The organism is Streptomyces sp. NPDC048565, from assembly GCF_040650935.1.
Taxonomy (GTDB): domain Bacteria; phylum Actinomycetota; class Actinomycetes; order Streptomycetales; family Streptomycetaceae; genus Streptomyces.
In genome coordinates, this window is record NZ_JBEZIH010000002.1 from 102,909 (window position 1) to 118,902 (window position 15,994).

A 15,994-nucleotide genomic window follows, 5' to 3' on the forward strand; every position below is an offset into this window, starting at 1 on the left:
GTCCCCGGCCGACAGGCCCCGACAGACATCGCTCAACGGTCCACTTTCTCACCCGGGCCCGATGGGTTGCCGCTTTCCGGACCGGTGTCCGGCGTCGGGTCACTCGGCTGCTCGGGTTCACCGCCGTTGTTCTCCACCGCGCCGCCCGCGACGGTGCGCTTGCGGTGGGTGTACATCCTGATGCCCGCCAGGACCAGGAGCAGCAGCCCGCCGGCGATCACCAGGAGCACTGTCGGAGTGACTTCCGAGACCTTCACCGTGAAGGTCATCGGTTCGCCGTAGGGCACACCGTCCGCGGTGAAGAGCCGCGCTGTGACCTGTGCCTGCCCGTTGGCGTTGGCCGAGGCGTCGAATTTCACGGACTGGCTGTGGCCGCCCGCGATCTCGACGGGCTGTTCGGCGACTGCTCCGCCGTCGTTGAGCTTGAGTCGGGTGGAGTTGCCCGACGTCAGACGCAGTACGAGGTGATCGACCCCCTGGACCAGCTTGTTCTGCACGGTCACGGGGATCGTCGCGCTGCGCCCGGACAGGGTGACATCCGACTTGGTGATCAGCTGGACCTCGGTGGTGAGGCCCTGCAGATAGGTGCGGACTTCGTCACGGTAGCGCTGTGCCTCCAGAGGCCTGCCGCGCCACGACGTCGACACGGCGCGGTTGACGGCGTTCCCGAAGGGGGTCACCACCCGGTCGGGCTGCGTGAGGATGACCTGGAAGCTGTTGAGCGAGTCCTGTGTCGTCCTGATGTCCTGGAACGCCTGGGTGGGCAGCTCCTGGCGTCGTAGCTTCTTCGGGTACTGGGAGGCCGAGGGCACTTTGGTGGTGGCTTGTTCGTCGGGCTTCTCATCGGCTGCCGCGGGCAGATCGGCGGCCTGGGTCCAGTGCTCGGCGGTGAGGGCCTGCAGGGCGCGCGCCATGCTCTGTGCCTGGGCGGCGGTGGGAGTCCGCTGCGGGGCGACGACGATGCTGCGCTCCTTGTCGGGAGCCTGCTCCGTCACTGCCAGCGTCTGGGCCAGGAACTTCTGGACGGCGAGGGTGGAGGCGCCCGCCTTGGACATGTCGCCGGTGAACGCGGTGGAGAGTCGGTAGTCGGCGACGAGGGCGGTGGTGCCGCCACCGATCGGCCGCGCCGAAGTCGGTGTGTAGGGCAGCCCGCCGGTCTCATCGAGGCTGTCGCTGCGGGCGATCACCTTGTGAGCCCCGGCCGAGGTGGCGACGTCGACGACCGAGGGGTCGATCGCACCGTCGACCGGCCAGGCGAAGTCGGTGTCCGGCTTCACATGAAGAACGGTCTCCACCGTCGTGCCCGCGACCTCGGTCGCAGTCTGGAGGTGGCTGAGGGCACCCGAGACGTTCTTCCCGCGGTGGGCGATGGACGCGAGGTCGGGGTCCGCGAAGGGCAGAGCCACCACCGTGCCGTCCTTCACGGCCCCTTGCAGAGCCGTGAGCCACTTCTTGGCGATGGCCTGGTTCGTGCCGGCGACCGTGGTGTCGCCGACCTTGACCTGGTAGTTCTTGGCCATCGCATCGACGGAGGCCAGCAGATCCGGGTCGATCACCCAGGTGACGGGGAGCTGTCGGCCCAAGGAGACCAGCTGTTCCAGCCGACCGCCGGGGGCGAGCTCCTGAGCCAGGTCGTCATCGGCGAACACGGGGGTCTGCTGCTCGTCGGAGCCGGTCTCGGCGGTGACATGCGCCGAGGCGATCAGCGGCCAGAGGAAGGTGAGCTTGGTCCTGCTCTCGGTGTCCTCCGGCTGCCACGGCAGGAAGGTCCGCTGGATACCGAGCACCTGGCCGTTGGCGTAGTCGGTGGTCCGGCCCGTGAGGGACACCCCGAGCTGGTAGACGCCCTCGGCGCCCAGGTCCAGCTTGTCCACCGGAACGGCGAGGGTGAAGTCCTGACTGACGCCGGAGGCGAGCTTGGGGACCTTCAGCGTGTACGAGCCGCCGACCTTGGCCGGGTCACTGCCGGGCAGGTACCCGGTGCGTTCGGCGGCCTCGTCGACCGCACCCCTGCCGGACAGCGTCGGCCCGACGCGCAGGTCGACCTCCCCGTCCGTGACCGTCTTCTTGCCCCTGTTGGTCAGCGTGCCGGAGATGGTGAGGGTGTCGCCCTCCACCGGTGCGCTGGGGGCGAGCGTGTCCAGGGACACATCGACGGTGCTCGATCCGGTCGGTGCCTTCGTGGCCCCCTCGGCGTGAGCGGAAGGCGCCGCTGGGCCGGCCAGAAGGCCGGCGATCAGCGGTGCCCCGACGATCAAGGAGGCCGTACGCCGGAGCCACCGGCGGGCAGGGGAGGGATTCATCCCCTGAAAGTCTGCCGCCTCGGCCACGCGTACCCGTCCCTCATCGTCGTCGGCTGGTGCCGGCCTCGCCGGTCTCTGCGTCCCCGCATGGTAACGATGCGCCCGAGGCCTGAGTGCCAGGCACCGGACTTACATGATCGAGAGAGTCTCGCAGGGCCGCGATAAACGATGACGCCCGGGCCGGTCGGTGCACGTACCCTTTTCTGTTGTGCCGAACGCCAACGAAGACAGCCCCCGTGCACTGAGTCAGGTGCAGCACCGCGCAGTCAGTGAACTGCTGCGGGTGTCCCCCGTCGCCGATGACCTGGCCCTCCGATTCCAGGAGGCCGGATTCGGCCTTGCCCTGGTAGGCGGGTCGGTCCGCGATGCGTTGCTCGGCAGGCTCGGAAACGACCTGGACTTCACGACCGATGCCCGCCCGGAGGACGTACTCAAGATCGTGCGCCCCTGGGCCGACTCGGTCTGGGAGGTCGGAATCGCGTTCGGCACCGTCGGCTCGCAGAAGGACGGCTACCAGATCGAGGTGACGACCTACCGCTCGGAGGCGTACGACAGGACCTCGCGCAAGCCTGAGGTCTCCTACGGCGACTCGATCGAGGACGACCTCGTGCGCCGTGACTTCACGGTCAACGCCATGGCGGTCGCTCTGCCGCAGAAGGAGTTCATCGACCCGCACGGCGGCCTCGACGACCTGGCTCAGCGTGTATTGCGGACACCCGGGACGCCCGAGGCCTCCTTCTCCGACGATCCGCTGCGCATGCTGCGCGCCGCACGCTTCTCGGCGCAGCTGGACTTCGAGGTCGCTCCCGATGTCGTCAAGGCCATGACGGATATGGCGGGACGTATCGAGATCGTCTCGGCCGAGCGGGTCCGTGAGGAACTCAACAAGCTGCTGCTCTCCGGGCACCCCCGCAAGGGGCTGGGGCTCCTCGTGGACACGGGTCTGGCCGACCATGTGCTGCCCGAGCTCCCGGCCCTGCGTCTGGAAAGTGACGAGCATCACCGGCACAAGGACGTCTATGAGCACTCCCTGACGGTCCTGGAGCAGGCCATCGATCTGGAGGAGGGCGGCCCGGACCTCGTGCTGCGCCTCGCTGCCCTGCTGCATGACATCGGGAAGCCGAGGACGCGGCGCTTCGAGAAGGACGGCCGGGTCTCGTTCCACCATCACGAAGTGGTGGGAGCCAAGATGACCAAGAAGCGGATGACCGAGCTCAAGTACTCCAACGACATGGTCAAGGACGTCTCACGGCTGGTGGAGTTGCATCTGCGCTTCCACGGCTACGGGGACGGGGAATGGACCGATTCCGCGGTGCGCAGGTATGTGCGGGACGCCGGGCCGCTGCTGGACCGGCTGCACAAGCTGACGCGCTCCGACTGCACGACGCGGAACAAGCGCAAGGCGAATGCCCTGTCGCGTACGTACGACGGGCTCGAGGAGCGCATCGCGCAACTGCAGGAGCAGGAGGAGCTGGAAGCGATCCGGCCCGACCTGGACGGCAACGAGATCATGCAGATCCTGGATGTGGGCCCCGGGCCGGTGATCGGCAAGGCGTACGCGTTCCTGCTGGAGCTGCGGCTGGAGAACGGTCCGATGGCGCGCGATGTCGCGGTCGCCGCTCTCAAGGACTGGTGGGCCACACAGAGCTGAGGCTGTGTTTCACGTTTCACGTGAAACACAGCAGTGCGCTGTGGGTGGGCGGTGCTGTTTCACCGTGAGGGGCGTTGTTTCACGTGAAACAACGCCCCTCAGTCGTTGACGCGGGCGCGCTGGAGCGCGATGCTCACGCGCCGCCGCCGAAGCATGGCCAGCGAGACGATGGCGTAGAGCGCCGCCACGGTGACGACCACGACGACGGACCGGCCGTCAGGAGGCAGCGCGAGAGCGGACATGCCGGCTGCGGCGACGAAGGCGACGTTGAACAGCACGTCATAGAGCGAGAAGACCCGGCCGCGATAGGCGTCGTCCACGGATGTCTGCACCTCCGTGTCCGTCGCGATCTTCGCCCCCTGGGTCACGAGCCCCAGAACGAAGGCCGCCACCAGCATGGGGCCAGGGGTGAACGGGAGCCCCAGGGCGGGCTCCAGGACGGCGGCTGCTCCCGCGCAGCCGGCCAGCCAGCCGTAGCGCCCGTAGCGCCCGACTGCCCACGGAGTCATGACGGCCGCGACGAAGTACCCCGCGGCCGAGGCGCCGAGCGCGAGGCCGAGGAGCGCCAGACCGTCGGACTCGCCGTCCGCCCAGGCGTAGCGGCACAGCATCAGCACCGTCACCGTGAGCGCTCCGTAGCAGAAGCGGAGCACCGTTATGGCCGCGAGCGCGTGTGCCGCGTCCCTCCGCTCGGCCAGATGGCGCAACCCCGCGACCAGGCCGCGGGCGGTCGTGGTGAAGGCCTCCCGCAACGGCACATGGTGCAGATTCGGATCCGGGCCGAGAAGTGTGCGAGGCAGGGTGATGGCAACGAGGGCCGACAGCAGGTAGAGCACCGCGCCCAGCAGGACCACGGTGGCGTCGGATCCGTCCGTCAGTAGCCGGATGGCCAGGGCGAGGCCTCCGCCGGCGGTGGCGGCAAGCGTTCCGGCCGTCGGGGAGAGGGAGTTGGCGAGGACGAGCTGATCCGTCTCGACGACGCGAGGCAGTGCGGCGGACAGCCCGGCCAGCACGAAACGGTTCACGGCGGTGACGCAGAGGGCCGAGACGTAGAAGAGCCAGTCCGGAACGGAGCTCAGGAGCAGCAGGGCCGTGCAGCAGGCCAGCGCGGCGCGCAACAGGTTGCCGTAGAGGAAGACCTGGCGGCGGGGCCAGCGGTCGAGCAGGACTCCTGCGAAGGGGCCGATCAACGAGTACGGGAGCAGCAGCACAGCCATGGCGGAGGCGATGGCTCCTGGCGTCGCCTGGTTCTCCGGCGAGAAGACGACGTAGGTGGCGAGCGCGACCTGGTAGACGCCGTCGGCCGACTGGGAGAGAAGTCGTACGGCGAGCAGGCGACGGAAGTTCCGAAGGCGCAGGAGGGCGCCCAGATCACGCACGACTGGCATGAGTGCAAGGGTCACACATGTGGGGGGTCTCCGGGCGGATTGCCCGGGGACCCCCCGACATGGAGAAGCAACGGTGAAGCAGTGACCCGCGGGTCAGCGCTCGACGTCGCCGTTGATGAACTTCTCGACGTTCTCGCGGGCCTCGTCGTCGAAGTACTGGACCGGCGGGGACTTCATGAAGTACGAGGAGGCCGAGAGGATCGGGCCACCGATGCCACGGTCCTTGGCGATCTTCGCGGCACGCACGGCGTCGATGATGACACCGGCGGAGTTCGGGGAGTCCCAGACCTCGAGCTTGTACTCCAGGTTCAGCGGGACGTCACCGAAGGCACGGCCCTCGAGGCGCACGTACGCCCACTTGCGGTCGTCCAGCCAGGCCACGTAGTCCGAGGGGCCGATGTGGACGTTGTCCGCACCGAGTTCGCGGTCACGGATCTGCGAGGTGACGGCCTGCGTCTTCGAGATCTTCTTGGACTCCAGGCGCTCACGCTCGAGCATGTTCTTGAAGTCCATGTTGCCGCCGACGTTCAGCTGCATCGTGCGGTCCAGGATGACACCCCGGTCCTCGAAGAGCTTCGCCATCACGCGGTGCGTAATGGTGGCGCCCACCTGGGACTTGATGTCGTCGCCGACGATCGGGACACCGGCCTCGGTGAACTTGTCGGCCCACTCCTTGGTGCCGGCGATGAACACCGGGAGAGCGTTGACGAAAGCGACCTTGGCGTCGATGGCGCACTGCGCGTAGAACTTCGCAGCCACTTCGGAGCCGACGGGCAGGTAGCAGACGAGGACGTCGACCTGCTTGTCCTTGAGGATCTGGACGATGTCGACGGGGGCGTCCGCCGACTCCTCGATCGTCTCGCGGTAGTACTTGCCCAGACCGTCGTGGGTGTGGCCGCGCTGGACGGTCACACCGGTGTTCTGCACGTCGGCGATCTTGATGGTGTTGTTCTCGCTGGCGCCGATGGCGTCCGCGAGGTCGAGGCCGACCTTCTTCGCGTCGACGTCGAACGCGGCGACGAACTCGACGTCACTCACGTGGTACTCGCCGAACTGGACGTGCATCAGGCCGGGCACCTTGCCGGCCGGATCGGCGTCCTTGTAGTACTCGACGCCCTGCACCAGCGAGGCGGCGCAGTTGCCCACGCCAACGATGGCTACGCGAACCGAACCCATGCCGATTGCTCCCTGTGTGTTCTCGGTGTTCCCCGACCACGCCTTGCGGGTCCCCGGGGATATCACTTGGTGTCGTCGGACGGATCCGGCCGGGTGTCGTCCCGGTGCCGGGGCAGGCCGCCCGTCTCTCCTGATGTGTCGTGCTGAGTGGGGCCCTCGGGCGAGGATCGTCGCTGATCCCGTCCCGACCGCTCGCTCTCGATGAGCTCGTTCAGCCAGCGCACCTCGCGCTCCACGGACTCCATGCCGTGTCGCTGCAGCTCGAGCGTGTAGTCGTCGAGCCGCTCGCGGGTGCGGGCGAGAGAGGAGCGCATCTTCTCGAGGCGCTCCTCAAGCCTGCTGCGGCGTCCTTCGAGCACGCGCATCCGCACTTCGCGTTCCGTCTGCCCGAAGAAGGCGAAACGAGCAGCGAAGTGCTCGTCCTCCCAGGAGTCCGGACCGGTGTGCGAGAGCAGCTCCTCGAAGTGCTCCTTACCTTCTGCCGTCAGCCGGTAGACGATCTTGGCTCGGCGCCCGGACAGGGACGACGCGGGGGCGACCCCACGGCCCGTGGCGGGCGGCAGGGCCGGAGCGCTCCCCGGCTCCTCGATCAACCAGCCGCTGGCGACCAGCGTCTTGAGGCAGGGGTAGAGCGTGCCGTAGCTGAAGGCGCGGAAGATCCCCAGCGACGTGTTGAGCCGCTTGCGCAGCTCATATCCGTGCATGGGGGACTCGCGGAGCAGACCGAGTACGGCGAATTCGAGGATGCCGGAGCGTCTGCTCACCTTCGCCTCCTCCTCCGTCCGGTGCTTCCGCGGGTCGCTGGACCCACCTTATGCCGTGCTGATGTATCGACTCGATACATCAGCACGATAGATCGACTCGCGATGTTCGACAAGGGGGAGGTCCGTGAGCGGCGTCACATCCCGGATTCATAGGGAGTGACTTGCGTAATTTGGGGTGAAGTTCGGTCTCCGGAGGTTTTTGACCGTGCGTAGTCTGTGCGGCATGCAGACCACCGGGAACCGTGAGACGCCGCCGTGCGTCAGTTATCGCGGACTGTCGGATGTACTGCGGATGAGCCTTCCGCAGGGCTTGTCCGTAATTCGGGGGGACCGGATCTCAACTGCCGCTTCCAGGCGCTCTCGCCTGCCCGAGGAGTAGTCGTTCGATGAGCGAGCACCGTCGCAAAGCGTCGCAACCGCAAGGTGGGGGTCGCGCAGCCGCCAGACGAGACGCCCAACAGCCTGCCGGCCGCCGTTCCGACGCATCACGCAGAGCCACAACAGCATCACCTTCCGGTGCGCACGACGAGGACGCCTCGTACGGCGGCCGCGCCGAGGCCCGTCGATCCGCGCAGCGCGGTGGCGGTGGAGGCAGGCGAAGAGGAGCCGGTGAAGGCCGTGGCCGGGGCCGCGAGGTCTCGGCCAAGAAGCGCTTCATCGACTACCCACGGGCCGGCAAGTACGGGTTCCGCCGCTGGGTTCCGTCGTGGAAGCTGGTCTCCGGTCTGTGTCTGGGCTTCCTGGGTCTGATGATGGGTGCGGCCAGCATCGCGTACGCGCTGGTGGTGCCTCCGAAACCCAACATCGACGCCACCGCACAGAACAACGTCTACTACTGGGCCGACGACACACAGATGGTCGCCACGGGCGGTGGGGCCAACCGTCAGGAGCTCGATTACGCCCAGATCCCCAAAGCGATGCGGAACGCCGTCATCTCGGCCGAGAACAAGTCGTTCGAGAGTGACCAGGGCATCGACCCGATGGGTATCGCCCGCGCCTTCTACAACATGGCGAAGGGTGGTGACACCCAGGGCGGATCGACGATCACCCAGCAGTACGTGAAGAACTCCATGCTGACCCAGGACCAGACCGTGACCCGGAAGGTCAAGGAACTCTTCATCACGCTCAAGGTCGGTGAGCAGGTGTCGAAGGAAGACGTCATGGCGGGGTACCTCAACGTCTCCTACTACGGCCGGGGCGCGTCGGGCCTTCAGGCCGCGGCACGTGCGTACTACGGCAAGGACGCCGATGAGCTGGACGAGAGCGAGTGCGCCTTCCTGGCGACGCTGCTCAAGGGTGCGAGCTTCTACGACCCCGCGGGTGCCCAGGACGTCATCTCCACGGCCACGCCGGAGGCGAACAAGGCCCGGGCGACGAAGCGCTGGGGCTGGATCCTCGACGAGGAGGTCAAGGACGGCCGGCTGAGCGCGGCCAAGCGCGCGACGTTCAAAGAGTTCCCCATGCCGGACCAGCCGAAGAAGGGCACCGAGCTGGGGGGCCAGACCGGATACCTGGTCGACCTCGCCACGAAGAACTTCCTCGCGAACAACAAGAGCGGCATCACCGAGAAGGAACTGGCCCGGGGCGGCTACGAGATCCACACGACCTTCGACAGGAAGAAGGTCAACCAGCTCGAGAAGTCCGTCAACAAGGTGTACAAGGCCGAGATCGACATCAAGGCGCGTCCCGACAAGGACACGCACGTCCAGTTCGGCGGCGCATCGGTGGACACCAAGACGGGCGCCATCCTCGCCACGTACGGCGGGCAGGACGCGACGAAGCACTACACCAACAACGCCGACGCGACCGGTGCACAGGTCGGTTCGACGTTCAAGCCGTTCGTGCTGGCCGCAGCCATGGAGTACGGGAAGCGAGACCCCGAAGGCCCGGCGGAGCAGAGTGATTCGGAGCGCACGCCCGTCTCACCGAAGAGCATCTACAACGGTGACAACGAGCTGAAGATCAACAAGTACGACGGCACGGTCTGGCAGAACGAGGAAGGCAAGGAGTGGCTCCAGCCCAACGACGGAGACCACAACTACGGAGACGTCACCCTCCGGTACGCTATGCAGGAGTCCGCGAACTCCCCGTACGTCCAGCTCGGCATGGACGTCGGCACCGACAAGGTGAAGGAGGCCGCCGTCGCAGCGGGGCTGCGCGACGACGACTACATGGCGAACTCGACCGTCCCCTCGTTCTCCATCGGGACGTCATCGCCGAGTGCCATCAGGATGGCCGGCGCGTACTCCACCTTCGCCACCAGCGGCAAGCAGCAGGAGCCTTTCTCGGTCTCCGAGGTCAAGCACAAGGGCGAGGTCATCTACCGGCACGACACGGTGAGCAAGACCGCGTTCCCCAGCGCTGTCGCGGACAACGTCACCGATGTGCTGAAGAACGTCGTCGACAACGGGACCGGTAGTCCCGCGCAGATCCCGGGACGTGATGTGGCCGGTAAGACGGGTACCACGGACGGTAACAAGTCGGCGTGGTTCGTCGGCTACACCCCGCAGGTCTCGACGGCCGTCAGCATGTTCCGGATGGATGACGACGAGAAGACGAAGGACCGCGAGTTCCTGGAGATGTACGGGACGGGTGGTAACACATCCATCCACGGTGCCTCGTTCCCCGCGCAGATCTGGCACGACTACATGACCGACGCGGTGAAGGGCACGAAGGTCGTCAACTTCCCGAAGCCGGAACCGATCGGCGACACGCTCTACGGCGGTGGCGCGTCCAGCCCGAGCCCGTCGCCGAGCAGCCCGTCGCCTTCGCCTTCGGAGTCCAGCAAGGAGCCCGAGAAGCCGTCCCCCAGTGAGACGACCACGTCGCCCCCTCCGGAGGAGACGTGCTCGCCGATCGACTGGGAGTGCAAGAACAACCAGGACGGCGGGACCACCAGCGGCAACGACGACGAAGGAACCACGGACGGGTCCTCCGACGGCGGTGCGGACGCGGGAGCGGACGGCGGGACGGACAGCGGGACGACCGACGGGACGACCGACGGGACGACCGAGGGCGAGGAGAACGGCCGCGGCGGAATCTGGGGCGGCGGCTGACAGCAGCAGGAGCGGCGGCAGCGCGCTTCAGGAGGGCCGTCGGCACCTGGCAGGTGTCCGACGGCCCTCCCGTGTGTCCCGGCCCTGGTCCACGCCCGCACACAGCGCCGTACGGCAGGATGTGCGGCATGCCAAGCGCAGAAGACACGAACGTGCACAAGGAGCCGTCCGTCGTACCGCCCACACGGCAGGACGAGATCGCCGCGGCGGGCAGCGAGCTGATCGGCGGGCCGGTGGGCCGCTGGGCGCGGTTCGGAACGGGACCGCTCACGCCGGTGCGTGTCATCGCGCTCGTGGCCATCGGGATGTTCGCACTCGGCATGGTGCAGAAGATCCCCTGCTACGACTGGGCGTGGTTCCGCGGCACCAGTTCGCAGTACGCGCACGCGTGCTACTCCGATATCCCGCATCTCTACATCGGGCGCGGCTTCGCCGACGGCCTCGTGCCGTACGTCGACCGGCTGAGCGGCGACATGTCGTACCTCGAGTACCCCGTCCTGACCGGCCTCTTCATGCAGGTCGCGTCCTGGCTGACGCTGACCCCGTCCTCGGACCCCGCGCAGCAGCGCGAGCAGATGTACTGGATGGTCAACGCGGGCATGCTGATGGTCTGCGCCGTGATCCTCGTGGTGTGCGTCGCCCGTACGCACCGGCGGCGTCCCTGGGACGGGCTGCTGGTCGCGCTCGCGCCTGCCGCCGCGCTCACGGCGACGATCAACTGGGACCTGCTCGCCGTCGCCCTGACAGCCGCGGCGATGCTCATGTGGTCGCGCGGCAGGAATCTCGCCTTCGGCCTTCTCATCGGCCTCGCGACCGCAGCCAAGCTCTACCCCGTGCTGCTCCTCGGGCCCCTGCTGGTGCTGTGCTGGCGGGCCGGGAAATGGCGGGAGTACGGATCGGCGTTGTTCGGCGCGGCGGCGGCCTGGCTGGTGGTGAACCTGCCGGTGATGCTCTACGCGCCGGAGGGGTGGAAGAAGTTCTACACATTCAGCCAGGAACGGCAGGTCGACTACGGCTCGTTCTGGCTGGTCATCACCCAGCGCACCGGCCGGCCCATCGACGTGGACACGGTGAACACGGCCTCGGTGCTGCTGATGGTCGTGCTGTGCGCGGGCATCGCGGGGCTGGCACTGACCGCCCGGCACCGGCCGCGCTTCGCCCAGCTGGCGTTCCTCGTGGTGGCCGCCATAATCCTGACGAACAAGGTCTACTCACCGCAGTACGTGCTCTGGCTGATTCCGCTGGCCGCGCTCGCCAGGCCCCGCTGGCGGGACTTCCTCGTCTGGCAGGCCTGCGAGGTCATGTACTTCCTGGGCATCTGGCTCTACCTCGCGTACACGATGAGCGGCGACAAGCACCAGGGGCTGCCGCAGGAGGGCTACCAGGCCGCGGTCGCCCTGCACCTGGCGGGAACGCTCTACCTGTGCGCCCTGGTCGTCAGGGACATCCTGAGGCCGGAGCGGGACCCCGTACGCCGCGACGGGTCCGACGATCCTTCGGGCGGGGTGCTCGACGGGGCGCAGGACCGTACGGCGCTCCTGCGGGTCCAGGCTCATGCCGGCCGGCACGCGGCACCCGCGGTCGAGGGACCGCGGGTGGAGTGGGGCACCGAGGGACGAGCGGCCTCCGACTGAGTACGGGCGGGTCTACCGGTCCACGAGGCGGTCGAACTGGGTGGTGGTGTGGCGCAGATGGGCCACCAGTTCGTCGCCGACCCTCGGCTCCTGGGAGTCCGACGGAACGAAGAGGATCGACACCTGCATGTGCGGCGGCTCGGCGAACCAGCGCTGCTTGCCCGCCCAGACGAACGGCGACAGATTGCGGTTGACCGTGGCAAGCCCGGCACGCGCGACGCCCTTGGCGCGCGGCATCATCCCGTGCAGGGCCTTCGGCGCCTCGAGGCCGACACCGTGGGAGGTGCCGCCGGCGACGACCACGAGCCAGCCGTCGGACGCGGCCTTCTGCTGGCGGTAGCCGAAACGGTCCCCCTTGGCCACACGCGTGACGTCGAGTACCGCGCCGCGGTACTCCGTCGCCTCGTCGTCGCCCAGCCAGAGCCGGGTGCCGATGCGCGCGCGGAAGAGGGTCTGCGGGAACTGCTGCCGCAGCCGGGCCAGCTCCTCGGCCCGCAGATGGCTGACGAACATCGTGTGCAGCGGGAGCCGGGCGGCGCGCAGCCGGTCCATCCAGGCGATGACCTCCTCGACCGCGTCCGACCCGTCCGTGCGGTCGAGCGGCAGGTGCAGTGCGAAACCTTCGAGACGTACGTCCTCGATGGCCGCGTGCAGCCGGCCGAGCTCCTCCTCCTTCACGCCGTGGCGCTTCATCGAGCTCATGCACTCGATGACCACCCGCGCGCCCACGAGGGCGTGCACGCCGTCCACGGAGGAGACGGAACGGATGACGCGGTCGGGCAGCGGCACCGGCTCCTCGCCCCGGCGGAAGGGCGTGAGGACCAGCAGGTCGCCGCTGAACCAGTCCTTGATGCGGGCGGCCTCGTACGTGGTCCCGACGGCGAGGGTGTCGGACCCGAAGCGGATCGCCTCGTCGGCCAGGCGCTCGTGCCCGAAGCCGTAGCCGTTGCCCTTGCAGACCGGGACGAGACCAGGGAACTGGTCCAGCACGGACTTCTGGTGCGCCCGCCAGCGCGCGGTGTCGACGTAGAGGGAGAGCGCCATGGCCGGCCCGGAACCTTTCTGGTGGCTGCGGTGTGAGTGAGAGAGCGGGGTAGCTGGTGGAGGGGGCTGTCAGCGACGCGACATGTACATGTCGAGCGCCTTGTGCAGCAGCTTGTTGAGGGGGAAGTCCCATTCGCCGATGTATTCGACGGCCTCGCCGCCGGTGCCGACCTTGAACTGGATGAGCCCGAAGAGATGGTCGGTCTCGTCCAGCGAGTCGCTGATGCCGCGCAGGTCGTAGACGGTCGCGCCCATCGCGTACGAGTCGCGGAGCATCCGCCACTGCATGGCGTTGGAGGGGCGGACCTCACGCCCGATGTTGTCCGAAGCGCCGTAGGAGTACCAGACGTGCCCACCGACGACGAGCATCGTGGCGGCCGACAGGTTCACGCCGTTGTGCCGGGCGAAGTACAGCCGCATGCGGTTGGGGTCCTCGGAGTTGAGCACCGACCACATGCGCTGGAAGTACGAGAGCGGGCGCGGCCGGAAGTGGTCGCGCACGGCGGTGATCTCGTACAGCCGCTGCCACTCTGCGAGGTCCTCGTAGCCGCCCTGGACCACCTCCACGCCGGCCTTGTCGGCCTTCTTGATGTTGCGCCGCCAGAGCTGGTTGAAGCCCTTCAGCACGTCTTCGAGCGAGCGGTTGGCCAGCGGCACCTGGAAGACGTAGCGGGGCTGGACGTCACCGAAGCCGGCGCCGCCGTCCTCGCCCTGCTGCCAGCCCATCTTCCGCAGCCGGTCCGACACCTCGAAGGCACGGGGCTCGATGTGGCTGGCCTCGACGTCGCGCAGCCGCTTCACATCGGGGTCCTGGATGCCCGACTTGATGGCGGGCGAGTCCCAGCGGCGGATGACCACGGGAGGGCCCATCTTCACCGAGAAGGCGCCCTGCTGCTTCAGGTGGGCGAGCATCGGCTGGAGCCACTCGTCCAGATTCGGCGCGTACCAGTTGATGACCGGTCCCTCGGGGAGGTAGGCCAGATAGCGCTTGATCTTGGGCAGCTGGCGGTAGAGCACAAGCCCGGCGCCGACCATCTCACCGTTCTTGTCGAACCATCCCAGGTTCTCCGAGCGCCATTCGGTTTTCACATCAGCCCACGCCGGGACCTGGCAGTGACTGGCCGAGGGCAGATTCTGGATGTACGCCAGATGCTGCTCTCGGCTGATGGTCCTCAGGGTCAGGCTCATGCGGGGCGCTCCTCGGCAGGTGTGTCCCCATCGGTCAGGGGCTCCGGCTCTCGCGCCGAAGCCTACTGTGACCGAGCGGCGCCCGGCCCGGCCCCGTCGGGACCGGGCCGGGCGCCGTCCGCGCCACGGCTCTGCCGGTCAGGTGATCACGCCGCCGAAGAGGCCGCCGTGCGCCATGCCGAGGAGGAATCCGACCCCGGACGAGCCCATCCCCATGATGAAGCCGAACCGCTGCCAGGTGGTCCTGGAGATGTACTGGCCGTATGCACCGGTCAGGATGCCGACGAGACCGGCCCACGAGCTGATCAGGTGCAGGCTGGGGAACATCGCCGTCACGAACGCGACGACGCCGAGGATCCCGGCCACCGCCATCAGCGCTTCCTGGAGCGGATGCGGCCTGCCGTCCGTCGCGAAGAGAGAGCCGGTGGCCGGACGGGGGGCGGCCGACCGGGAAGAGGGCCGGCTGCCTGCGGGCCGGATGGTCTGTGCCATGGAGCACCTCCTGGCGAAACGGGTGGCGCGATGTCGTGCCTCTCACACCGCGTCTGTCTCGATTGTGCGCCCTGAACACCGGATTTCAACCGGAAGGTGGTCTGCGGGTACTCTGTACGGTCTGCACCGGTGTCTGCCTTGAGCCAGCGCTGCGACCCCCCTCGACTCTTGAAGACGGGCGTTGTCAGTGGCGGCTGTTTTACTCGGAGACACTGTTGCTTACGCATCACGACCCTCCTGCCACGGAACGACCGTGGCCGCTGAGTCCAAAGGAGGTGGGTTCCACATGCGTCACTACGAGGTGATGGTCATCCTCGACCCCGATCTCGAGGAGCGCGCAGTCTCCCCGTTGATCGAGAACTTCCTCTCCGTCGTCCGTGAGGGCAGCGGAAAGGTTGAGAAGGTCGACACCTGGGGCCGTCGTCGTCTCTCTTACGAGATCAAGAAGAAGCCCGAGGGCATCTACTCGGTCATCGACCTGCAGGCCGAGCCTGCGGTCGTCAAGGAGCTCGACCGACAGATGAACCTGAACGAGTCGGTCCTCCGGACCAAGGTCCTCCGTCCCGAGACCCACTGAGCATCTAGCTCAGCGGTCATCGGGTTCGAGTAGCAAGCAGCCAGAAGCAATCCCCGCCGAGAGGTTCACCCATGGCAGGCGAGACCGTCATCACGGTCGTCGGCAATCTCGTCGACGACCCCGAGCTGCGCTTCACCCCGTCCGGTGCGGCGGTCGCGAAGTTCCGTGTCGCGTCCACTCCCCGCATCTTCGACCGGCAGACCAATGAGTGGAAGGACGGCGAAGGCCTGTTCCTCACCTGCTCGGTCTGGCGTCAGGCGGCGGAGAACGTCGCGGAGTCGCTTACGCGAGGCATGCGCGTCGTCGTGCAGGGCCGGCTGAAGCAGCGGTCCTACGAGGACCGTGAGGGCGTCAAGCGCACGGTCTACGAGCTGGACGTCGAGGAAGTCGGCCCCAGCCTGAAGAACGCCACGGCCAAGGTCACCAAGACCACAGGTCGCGGTGGCCAGGGCGGTGGCCAGGGTGGATACGGCGGCGGCGGCCAGCAGGGTGGCGGCAACTGGGGCGGCGGTCCCGGTGCCGGTGGCCAGCAGGGCGGCGGCGGTGCTCCCGCCGACGACCCGTGGGCGACCAACGCTCCGGCCGGCGGCCAGCAGGGCGGGGGCCAGCAGGGCGGCGGGGGCGGCTGGGGCGGAAGCTCCGGCGGCTCCGGCGGTTCTTCCGGCGGCGGCTACTCGGACGAGCCTCCCTTCTAGGGCTGCTCGTACCCCCACTTCTTGAT

At 67.8% G+C, this 15,994-nt stretch carries 12 protein-coding genes; 5 read left to right on the forward strand and 7 right to left on the reverse strand.

Translation table 11 applies throughout. The features are described from left to right. Nucleotides 1–32 precede the first annotated feature (32 nt). Nucleotides 33–2,330, reverse strand: coding sequence for a DUF6049 family protein (locus AB0C75_RS02615; protein ID WP_362886333.1), 2,298 nt, complete (start codon nt 2,328–2,330; stop codon nt 33–35). Between the two features lie 181 nt (nt 2,331–2,511). Here AB0C75_RS02615 and AB0C75_RS02620 point away from each other — a divergent pair, with 181 nt between their 5' ends. Further along, complete coding sequence (locus AB0C75_RS02620; RefSeq protein WP_362886335.1) at nt 2,512–3,954, forward strand: CCA tRNA nucleotidyltransferase; 1,443 nt, start codon at nt 2,512–2,514, stop codon at nt 3,952–3,954. Between the two features lie 98 nt (nt 3,955–4,052). On the opposite strand, the gene AB0C75_RS02625 is transcribed toward AB0C75_RS02620, so the two are convergent. The 3 genes from AB0C75_RS02625 to AB0C75_RS02635 all read right to left on the reverse strand — a co-directional run bounded on the left by AB0C75_RS02625 (nt 4,053) and on the right by AB0C75_RS02635 (nt 7,282). Continuing rightward, complete coding sequence (locus AB0C75_RS02625; protein WP_362886337.1) at nt 4,053–5,342, reverse strand: MFS transporter; 1,290 nt, start codon at nt 5,340–5,342, stop codon at nt 4,053–4,055. Between the two features lie 93 nt (nt 5,343–5,435). Then, a complete protein-coding gene (locus AB0C75_RS02630; RefSeq protein WP_362886339.1) occupies nt 5,436–6,518 on the reverse strand; it encodes an inositol-3-phosphate synthase in 1,083 nt (360 codons plus the stop codon). Between the two features lie 62 nt (nt 6,519–6,580). Further along, nucleotides 6,581–7,282: a helix-turn-helix transcriptional regulator gene (locus AB0C75_RS02635; protein WP_362886341.1), complete on the reverse strand. Its 702-nt coding sequence runs from the start codon at nt 7,280–7,282 to the stop codon at nt 6,581–6,583. A 386-nt stretch (nt 7,283–7,668) separates the two neighbouring features. Here AB0C75_RS02635 and AB0C75_RS02640 point away from each other — a divergent pair, with 386 nt between their 5' ends. Further along, nucleotides 7,669–10,338: a transglycosylase domain-containing protein gene (locus tag AB0C75_RS02640; RefSeq protein WP_362886343.1), complete on the forward strand. Its 2,670-nt coding sequence runs from the start codon at nt 7,669–7,671 to the stop codon at nt 10,336–10,338. 128 nt (nt 10,339–10,466) lie between these two features. Further along, nucleotides 10,467–11,972: a glycosyltransferase 87 family protein gene (locus AB0C75_RS02645; RefSeq protein ID WP_362886345.1), complete on the forward strand. Its 1,506-nt coding sequence runs from the start codon at nt 10,467–10,469 to the stop codon at nt 11,970–11,972. 12 nt (nt 11,973–11,984) lie between these two features. Here AB0C75_RS02645 and AB0C75_RS02650 read toward each other — a convergent pair whose 3' ends face one another. From AB0C75_RS02650 to AB0C75_RS02660, 3 genes are all read right to left on the reverse strand, one after another. Further along, complete coding sequence (locus tag AB0C75_RS02650) at nt 11,985–13,016, reverse strand: alanine racemase (RefSeq protein ID WP_362886347.1); 1,032 nt, start codon at nt 13,014–13,016, stop codon at nt 11,985–11,987. Nucleotides 13,017–13,085: 69 nt separating this feature from the next. Further along, on the reverse strand, nt 13,086–14,204 hold the full coding sequence (locus AB0C75_RS02655) for a peptidoglycan bridge formation glycyltransferase FemA/FemB family protein (RefSeq protein WP_362886349.1): 1,119 nt from the start codon (nt 14,202–14,204) through the stop codon (nt 13,086–13,088). Nucleotides 14,205–14,342: 138 nt separating this feature from the next. After that, the gene (locus AB0C75_RS02660; protein ID WP_362886351.1) at nt 14,343–14,696 is read right to left on the reverse strand and encodes a hypothetical protein; all 354 of its coding nucleotides are present in this window, start codon (nt 14,694–14,696) and stop codon (nt 14,343–14,345) included. A gap of 286 nt (nt 14,697–14,982) precedes the next feature. On the opposite strand from AB0C75_RS02660, the gene rpsF reads away from it, so the two are divergent. Together rpsF and AB0C75_RS02670 are read left to right on the forward strand one after the other, a co-directional pair. Next, nucleotides 14,983–15,273 carry a 30S ribosomal protein S6 gene (gene rpsF, locus AB0C75_RS02665; protein WP_280887590.1) on the forward strand — a complete coding sequence of 97 codons (291 nt, stop codon included), beginning with the start codon at nt 14,983–14,985 and terminating at the stop codon, nt 15,271–15,273. Nucleotides 15,274–15,344: 71 nt separating this feature from the next. Further along, nucleotides 15,345–15,968 (forward strand): single-stranded DNA-binding protein, encoded by a 624-nt coding sequence (locus tag AB0C75_RS02670; protein WP_362886354.1) that lies wholly within the window; start codon nt 15,345–15,347, stop codon nt 15,966–15,968. Nucleotides 15,969–15,994 lie beyond the last annotated feature (26 nt).

What these genes read in the sequence shown, in the direction of transcription:
- AB0C75_RS02630 (WP_362886339.1), bottom strand. Translation starts at nt 6,518, where the DNA reads ATGGGTTCGGTTCGCGTAGCCATCGTTGGCGTGGGCAACTGCGCCGCC.
- AB0C75_RS02655 (WP_362886349.1), bottom strand. Translation starts at nt 14,204, where the DNA reads ATGAGCCTGACCCTGAGGACCATCAGCCGAGAGCAGCATCTGGCGTAC.
- AB0C75_RS02660 (WP_362886351.1), bottom strand. Translation starts at nt 14,696, where the DNA reads ATGGCACAGACCATCCGGCCCGCAGGCAGCCGGCCCTCTTCCCGGTCG.
- rpsF (WP_280887590.1), top strand. Translation starts at nt 14,983, where the DNA reads ATGCGTCACTACGAGGTGATGGTCATCCTCGACCCCGATCTCGAGGAG.
- AB0C75_RS02650 (WP_362886347.1), bottom strand. Translation starts at nt 13,016, where the DNA reads ATGGCGCTCTCCCTCTACGTCGACACCGCGCGCTGGCGGGCGCACCAG.
- AB0C75_RS02645 (WP_362886345.1), top strand. Translation starts at nt 10,467, where the DNA reads ATGCCAAGCGCAGAAGACACGAACGTGCACAAGGAGCCGTCCGTCGTA.
- AB0C75_RS02670 (WP_362886354.1), top strand. Translation starts at nt 15,345, where the DNA reads ATGGCAGGCGAGACCGTCATCACGGTCGTCGGCAATCTCGTCGACGAC.
- AB0C75_RS02625 (WP_362886337.1), bottom strand. Translation starts at nt 5,342, where the DNA reads ATGCCAGTCGTGCGTGATCTGGGCGCCCTCCTGCGCCTTCGGAACTTC.
- AB0C75_RS02640 (WP_362886343.1), top strand. Translation starts at nt 7,669, where the DNA reads ATGAGCGAGCACCGTCGCAAAGCGTCGCAACCGCAAGGTGGGGGTCGC.